This is a genomic window from Kitasatospora sp. NPDC057542 (assembly GCF_042801945.1).
Lineage (GTDB): Bacteria > Actinomycetota > Actinomycetes > Streptomycetales > Streptomycetaceae > Kitasatospora.
On the sequence record NZ_JBHVFE010000549.1, the window covers coordinates 1 to 5,404 of the forward strand.

Here is a 5,404-nt window from a genome sequence, read left to right on the forward strand (position 1 = left end):
GGCCGCCGCCGATCGGCTTCCCCCGGCCCTGCAGGGAAGGTCGGTGGCCCTGACGTGGAGGCTTTGGAACGCGGCCGGGATGCCGTTGACCGCTTCTCGGGCCTTCTCGAATTCCTCGCGCAGGTCGGGAGCTCCGCAGAGCCCGACAGCTCCCCGACAACGTCCACCAACTGCCCACGAGCAGCAAGCCGCGCTGAAGGAAGCCAGAATGGCCGCCCCCGGCCTACCCCTGGCCCAGGAATGCCCGCACATCCGCAGCAAGCGCGCTCATCTCTTCGCCGCCCTCGACAACCGTCGACACCGTGCACTCCCACCCGTTGTTGAAGACGTCGGCCCGCAGCGTCCAACTCAAGCGCACATGACCACCGCGACCGAAGCTCGCGGCCACAACCAGATGGTTGTTCGTCCAGACCCTCTCGCCTTCCCAACCACGGAAGTCCTGCGCGAGGCCGTCGAAGAAGTCGTCCAGCCGGTCCCAGACGGTCACCCCCACAGCCTCGATCCGAGCCTGCACCCCGTCATCACGCGCCTCGACACCGAAGACAACGTGGTACTCGTCCTCCCTCGCCCAATCGAACAACCGCACGCGAGCGTCCGGCGAACCCGCCGCCCCGCGGACGACGAGCTCAACCTGCCCAGGACCAACCTCTATCAGCGTCACGCCCCGAAGGATACGGACTCAGCGTCAGCCTGCCGACGACTACAACAGCTCCGAACGAGGGACAGAGGTACGGGCGTGGAGACCTCCGGCTTCATCGACGACGGCAGCACTTCGGTCGATACCGACGACGACACGCGCGGCAGCGCTCTCCCGTCCCGCCGGCAGTCCGGCCGGGCGCGCGGGATGGACCCTCCCACAGCGGGAGGGTCCACGATGGGCCCGTGCGAGACCAGGACGACTTCCTCACCATCGGGCGCTTCGCCCGCCTCTGCCGGCTGAGCGTGAAACAGCTCCGCCACTACGACGACACCGGCCTGCTGCCCCCGGCCAGGGTCGACCCCGCCACCGGGTACCGCTACTACGCCCCCGGGCAGGCGCGCGACGCGCTCACCGTCGCGCTGCTGCGCGACCTCGACGTGCCGCTCGCGGTGATCGCCGCGACCCTGGCGGCCGCCGAGCCGGAGCGGGCCGGCCTGCTGCGCGCCGAACGCGACCGGGTCGCCGAGCGGATCACCCGCGACCGGGCCCGCCTGGAGCTGCTGGAACGCCTCGCGGCCGGCGGCGGACTGCCCGGGTACGAGATCGCCCTCGGGCGGGAGCCGGAGCGGCAGCTCGTCGTCGTACGGGCGGTGGCCGGGCCGGGCGAGCTGGCAGAGCGGATCGGCGCGTGCGTCGGCCGGCTGCTGGCAGGACTGCACGGCACGCCCTGGCGGCCCCCGCTGTGGGGGCTGTTCCCGCTGGACCTCGCCGAGGGCATGCGCATCGCGGTCGGCGCCGAGCCGGACAAGGTGGAGGAGGCAGCCGAGGCGGGCGAGGCGGGCGGGCCCCGCAGGCTGCCCGGCGGCCTGGAACGCGAGCTGCTGCCCGGCGGCCCGGTGGTGGAGACGGTCCACCACGGCCCGTACTCCCAACTGCCGTTCGCCTACCATGCGTTGCTGGCCGCCGTGCACGAGCGCGGACTGCGGCCGCTGGCGCCGGTGCGGGAGGCGTACCTGGTCGGACCGGGGGAGGCCCCGGAGCAGGAGTGGGCGACCCGCCTGGTGGTCCGGGTCGAGGAGCGGACGGAGGAAGCGGCATGACGCAGCCGCGCGGCGGGAAGCACTGCGAGACGACGGCGCTGGACGTGCTGCTGCGCCACGAGGGCGTCGTGCTGTCCGAGCCGATGCTGTTCGGGCTCGGGGCCGGGCTGTCGTTCGTCTACTGGGACGGCAAGGGGCTGGACTTCCCGTTCCTCGGCGGCCGGGTCAAGCCCTTCGAGCTGACCCGCGCCCTGGCCGCCCGGCTCGGTCTGGAGCTGGACGTCCGGGAGACCGCCTCCGCCGGCCGGGCCTGGCGCAACGTGGCCGCCGAGCTGGACACCGGACGCCCGGTCGGACTCCAACTGGACAGCTACCACCTGGAGTACTTCACCTCCCGGGTGCACTTCGGCGGGCACGTGGTCGCGATGCGCGGCTACGACGCGACCGACGCCCACCTGGTGGACACCGCGCAACAGGGCGGCGCGGTCACCACCAGCCTGGCCTCGCTCGCGGCGGCGCGCGCCGAACGCGGCCCGATGACCGCCCGCCACCGCTCCTTCACGCTCGCCCTGCACGGCGAACTGCCGGACGTACGTGACCTGCTGGCTCCGGCGATGGCCGACTGCGCGGCGGCCTTCCTGCACCCGCCGATCGCCAACCTCGGCCACCGCGGCATCGCCAAGGCCGCTGCCCTGGTGCCGGGCTGGCTGGCCAGGGCCGACCAGCCGGCGCTCCGACTGCCGCAGGCCGCACGGATGATGGAGCTGGCCGGGACGGGCGGCGCACTGTTCCGCAACCTCTACCGGGACTTCCTCGCCGAGTGCGCCGAACTGCTCGACGACCCCCGGGTGCGCACCGCCCGCGACTGGTACGCCGAGGCCGCGGCGGGCTGGAGCGAGGTGGCCCGACTGGTCGGCGCGGCCGGGGAGTCGGGGGACCAGGAGCCGCTGGAGCGGGCCGGCGGGCTGCTGGGCGAGCTGGCACGGATCGAGCGCGAGGCGATGGAGGAACTGGCCCGGCTGCCGGCCGGGAGCGACGTGCCGGTCACGGACGGCCGGCCCCGGCGGTGAGCTGCCGCCGGGCCGGGAGGGGAAGGGAGCGCCGAAGGCCGTGTCGGCACACCCGCCGCCGGCTGCCGGCCGCCGGTCCGGTGTCCGACTGTGCGAGGGGCTGTCAAGCGATGACCCGCAGGCCGGACTCACGCTCGGCGGTGTTGATCAAGTCGATCACCTGGACCTGGCGGAGAGACAGCGCATCGTCGGAGATCCGCCCGATGTCCACGGGATGGGTCTTCTGGCCGAGGGGGTGGGTGAAACCGGTGACCACCCAGCGCCCGCCGAGCGGTGACGTGTCGTCGAGCAGCCACGCCCAGTGGGCGCCGTGCGCGTTGAGCAGGAACTCGCCGGTGACGGCCATGAGCATGCCCCGGAACCGGTGCCGGTCGTCCTCGTCCATGACTGTCGGGTCGAAGTCCTCGGCGATTCCCCGGTCGACCAGGGCGATCGCCCAGTCGGGGTTGGTGCGCAGCCATTGCGGGTCGCCGCCCAGACTGCTCACGATCCGCTCGGCGAAGCCCCGGAGCTCAGCGGCCCATTCGTCCACGTTGGGGTTCGGGTAGTCGATCACCGGCGGGGTCTCCTCGTGCGGGTCGTGCCGGATGACACCGCGCATGCCACCCTCCTGGCCTCGGGTACGGGGCACACCGTATGCGCCGTCACTGACACCGCCTCACCGCCGGTACCCGTCGTCACCGGTCCGCCGATCCAGCCGCGACTGACGGAACCTCAGGGGCCTCCGGCAGGACCGGCGGCGCGTCGGCGTCACCGAACGACTCGACGCCCAGGGCGACCCCGTCGGCGGTGACGGCGGTCATCGGATCAGCGGACGTCGTCGCGCCCGAGGCCGCGGCCGGGCGCGCTCATGTCGCCCGTTCGGGGCGTGCCGTCGGCGAGCCCGTAGCGCAGGAACACGGTGCCCTGCGGGCCGGCCACCGGCGGTTCGAGGAGCGTGAGGTTCGTGGGCACCGCGCCGCCGTCGAACACCTTCTTCCCGACGCCGAGCACGATCGGGTGCACCCACAGGTCGAGACGGTCGAAGAGCTTCTCCCGCAGGAGGGTCTGCACCAGGTCCAGGCTCCCGACGACCTTCACGTGCTCGTGCCGGTCGCGGACCTCGCGCACCGCGTCCGCCAGGTCCGGGCCCAGCAGCGTGGATCCCGCCCACGGGAGGTCGGGGGTGCCGCGGGAGGCCACGTACTTCGGGACGCGGTTGAAGAGCTCGGCGATCTCGCCGTCCTTCTGGTGCGGCCAGTAGGCGGCGAAGATGTCGTACGTCCGCCGGCCGAGCAGCAGGGCGTCCGTGCCCTCGTACGCGGCAAGGATCTGCGCCCCGGTGACCGCGCTCAGCAGGGGCGCCTGCCAGCCGCCGAAGGGAAACCCCGCCGGGTCCTCGTCGGGTCCGCCGGGCGCCTGCCCGACGAGGTCGAGGGTCGCGAACAGTTCGATGTGGATGAGGCCCATGTCTCTCTCCCGATGAGTTGGTCGTTCCCGTCGAGATGTAGACCTGCCGGGGCCGAAAAACTCATCGCCGCGCCGGTACCCGACTTCCGCACCCGCCGCCCGCCCTGCCCGACACGCCCCCGTCCGGGCCGTCCTGTCGTCCGGGCCGGACCACCGGTTTCACGATCCGGCGGCGGGCCTGCCCCGGCGGCAGCGCGATCATCCAGGGAACCGGGAGGCGCTTTACCGGCGGACCGCTGAGATCAGCCCGCCGGGCCGCTCCTCGCGCTGCGGCGGGGTGCTGATCGGGCGGCCGTAGGCGGCAGCGCGCTCGCGCAGGGTGTGGCTCTCGGCCTCCCAGCCGTGCCCGGCCAGCCAGCCCACCGGGTCGTCGGGCATCTCCGAGACCCACATGGACGCCGCCGATCCCGGCGCGGCGTCCGCGCCGAAGCGCTCGATCACGCCGGGCGAGCCCAATGTCAGCCCCATCCGACTGCCTGCCGCCGACTGTGTGCTGATCCGGGCCAGCAGTAGCTCCACCGCGTCCTCGGGCAGGTAGATCAGGAGTCCTTCAGCGATCCACACGGTCGGCACGGCCGGGTCGTGCCCTGCGGCGGCCAGCGCGCCTGGCCAGTCCTCGCGTAGATCCACCGCGACGGTGATCCGCTCGCAGCGTGCGACGGCCCGCTCCTGGCGCAGCACCGAAGCCTTGAAGTCCAGTGGCGCGGCGGTGTCGACCTCGAACAGCCGGGTGCCCTCGGGCCAGTCCATCCGGAAGGCCCGGCTGTCCATGCCGGCGCCGAGCAGCACGACCTGTCGGACCCCGGACGCGGAGGCCTGCTGCAACAGGTCGTCGAGGAACTTCGTCCTGATGACGATGGAGAACGACACGGCCAGCCGGCGGCGTCGCGCGGCCTCGTCATCGGGTGGCGGCGATGAGGGCCACAGGCCGCCGGCGGTGGCGAAGGCCTGCGCCAGTGGGTCGTGGAACAGCGCGTTCTCCCGCTCGGTCTCCAGCGCCCGCACCCTGGCCACCCCCACTGCCGTGGCCCACACTCCCGACGGCTGCACCTGCTCTTGCTCATCAGTCACCACGCCAGCCTATAGATGATCGATTCGAAGGGGGGCCTGATGAGGGGAGCCAGGTTCATTCGCGGCTGATCCCGTCGTACCTGCAGGTCAGCGAGATGTTCCCGGTGACTTCCCCGGCGTGGGCAGGACCGCCA

7 protein-coding genes are annotated in these 5,404 nt (G+C 72.7%); 2 read left to right on the forward strand and 5 right to left on the reverse strand.

The genetic code is table 11. From position 1 onward, the window contains the following. Window positions 1-223 precede the first annotated feature (223 nt). Window positions 224-661, reverse strand: a complete 438-nt coding sequence (locus ACFU7Y_RS39170) for a DUF6228 family protein (RefSeq protein ID WP_380771225.1) — start codon at window positions 659-661, stop codon at window positions 224-226. A 221-nt stretch (window positions 662-882) separates the two neighbouring features. Here ACFU7Y_RS39170 and ACFU7Y_RS39175 point away from each other — a divergent pair, with 221 nt between their 5' ends. Both ACFU7Y_RS39175 and ACFU7Y_RS39180 read left to right on the forward strand, forming a co-directional pair. After that, window positions 883-1,740 (forward strand): MerR family transcriptional regulator, encoded by an 858-nt coding sequence (locus ACFU7Y_RS39175; protein WP_224274788.1) that lies wholly within the window; start codon window positions 883-885, stop codon window positions 1,738-1,740. Then, window positions 1,737-2,750: a BtrH N-terminal domain-containing protein gene (locus ACFU7Y_RS39180; protein WP_380771226.1), complete on the forward strand. Its 1,014-nt coding sequence runs from the start codon at window positions 1,737-1,739 to the stop codon at window positions 2,748-2,750. Before ACFU7Y_RS39175 ends, ACFU7Y_RS39180 begins: the two co-directional genes overlap by 4 nt. A gap of 103 nt (window positions 2,751-2,853) precedes the next feature. Here the strand turns inward: ACFU7Y_RS39180 and ACFU7Y_RS39185 are convergent, their stop codons facing one another. The 4 genes from ACFU7Y_RS39185 to ACFU7Y_RS39200 form a co-directional block, all read right to left on the reverse strand. Then, window positions 2,854-3,351, reverse strand: a complete 498-nt coding sequence (locus ACFU7Y_RS39185) for a hypothetical protein (RefSeq protein WP_224274784.1) — start codon at window positions 3,349-3,351, stop codon at window positions 2,854-2,856. A gap of 76 nt (window positions 3,352-3,427) precedes the next feature. Continuing rightward, entirely contained in the window at window positions 3,428-3,553 is a 126-nt protein-coding gene (locus ACFU7Y_RS39190) for a hypothetical protein (RefSeq protein WP_263454446.1), read from the reverse strand. A gap of 4 nt (window positions 3,554-3,557) precedes the next feature. Then, complete coding sequence (locus ACFU7Y_RS39195; protein ID WP_224274783.1) at window positions 3,558-4,199, reverse strand: dihydrofolate reductase family protein; 642 nt, start codon at window positions 4,197-4,199, stop codon at window positions 3,558-3,560. A 222-nt stretch (window positions 4,200-4,421) separates the two neighbouring features. Further along, window positions 4,422-5,234 carry a class I SAM-dependent methyltransferase gene (locus tag ACFU7Y_RS39200; RefSeq protein WP_224274834.1) on the reverse strand — a complete coding sequence of 271 codons (813 nt, stop codon included), beginning with the start codon at window positions 5,232-5,234 and terminating at the stop codon, window positions 4,422-4,424. Between the last annotated feature and the right edge of the window lie 170 nt (window positions 5,235-5,404).

Bases quoted from the DNA above. Each gene is read 5' to 3' on its own strand.
- ACFU7Y_RS39180 (WP_380771226.1), top strand. From the start codon at position 1,737: ATGACGCAGCCGCGCGGCGGGAAGCACTGCGAGACGACGGCGCTGGAC.
- ACFU7Y_RS39185 (WP_224274784.1), bottom strand. From the start codon at position 3,351: ATGCGCGGTGTCATCCGGCACGACCCGCACGAGGAGACCCCGCCGGTG.
- ACFU7Y_RS39195 (WP_224274783.1), bottom strand. From the start codon at position 4,199: ATGGGCCTCATCCACATCGAACTGTTCGCGACCCTCGACCTCGTCGGG.
- ACFU7Y_RS39190 (WP_263454446.1), bottom strand. From the start codon at position 3,553: ATGACCGCCGTCACCGCCGACGGGGTCGCCCTGGGCGTCGAGTCGTTC.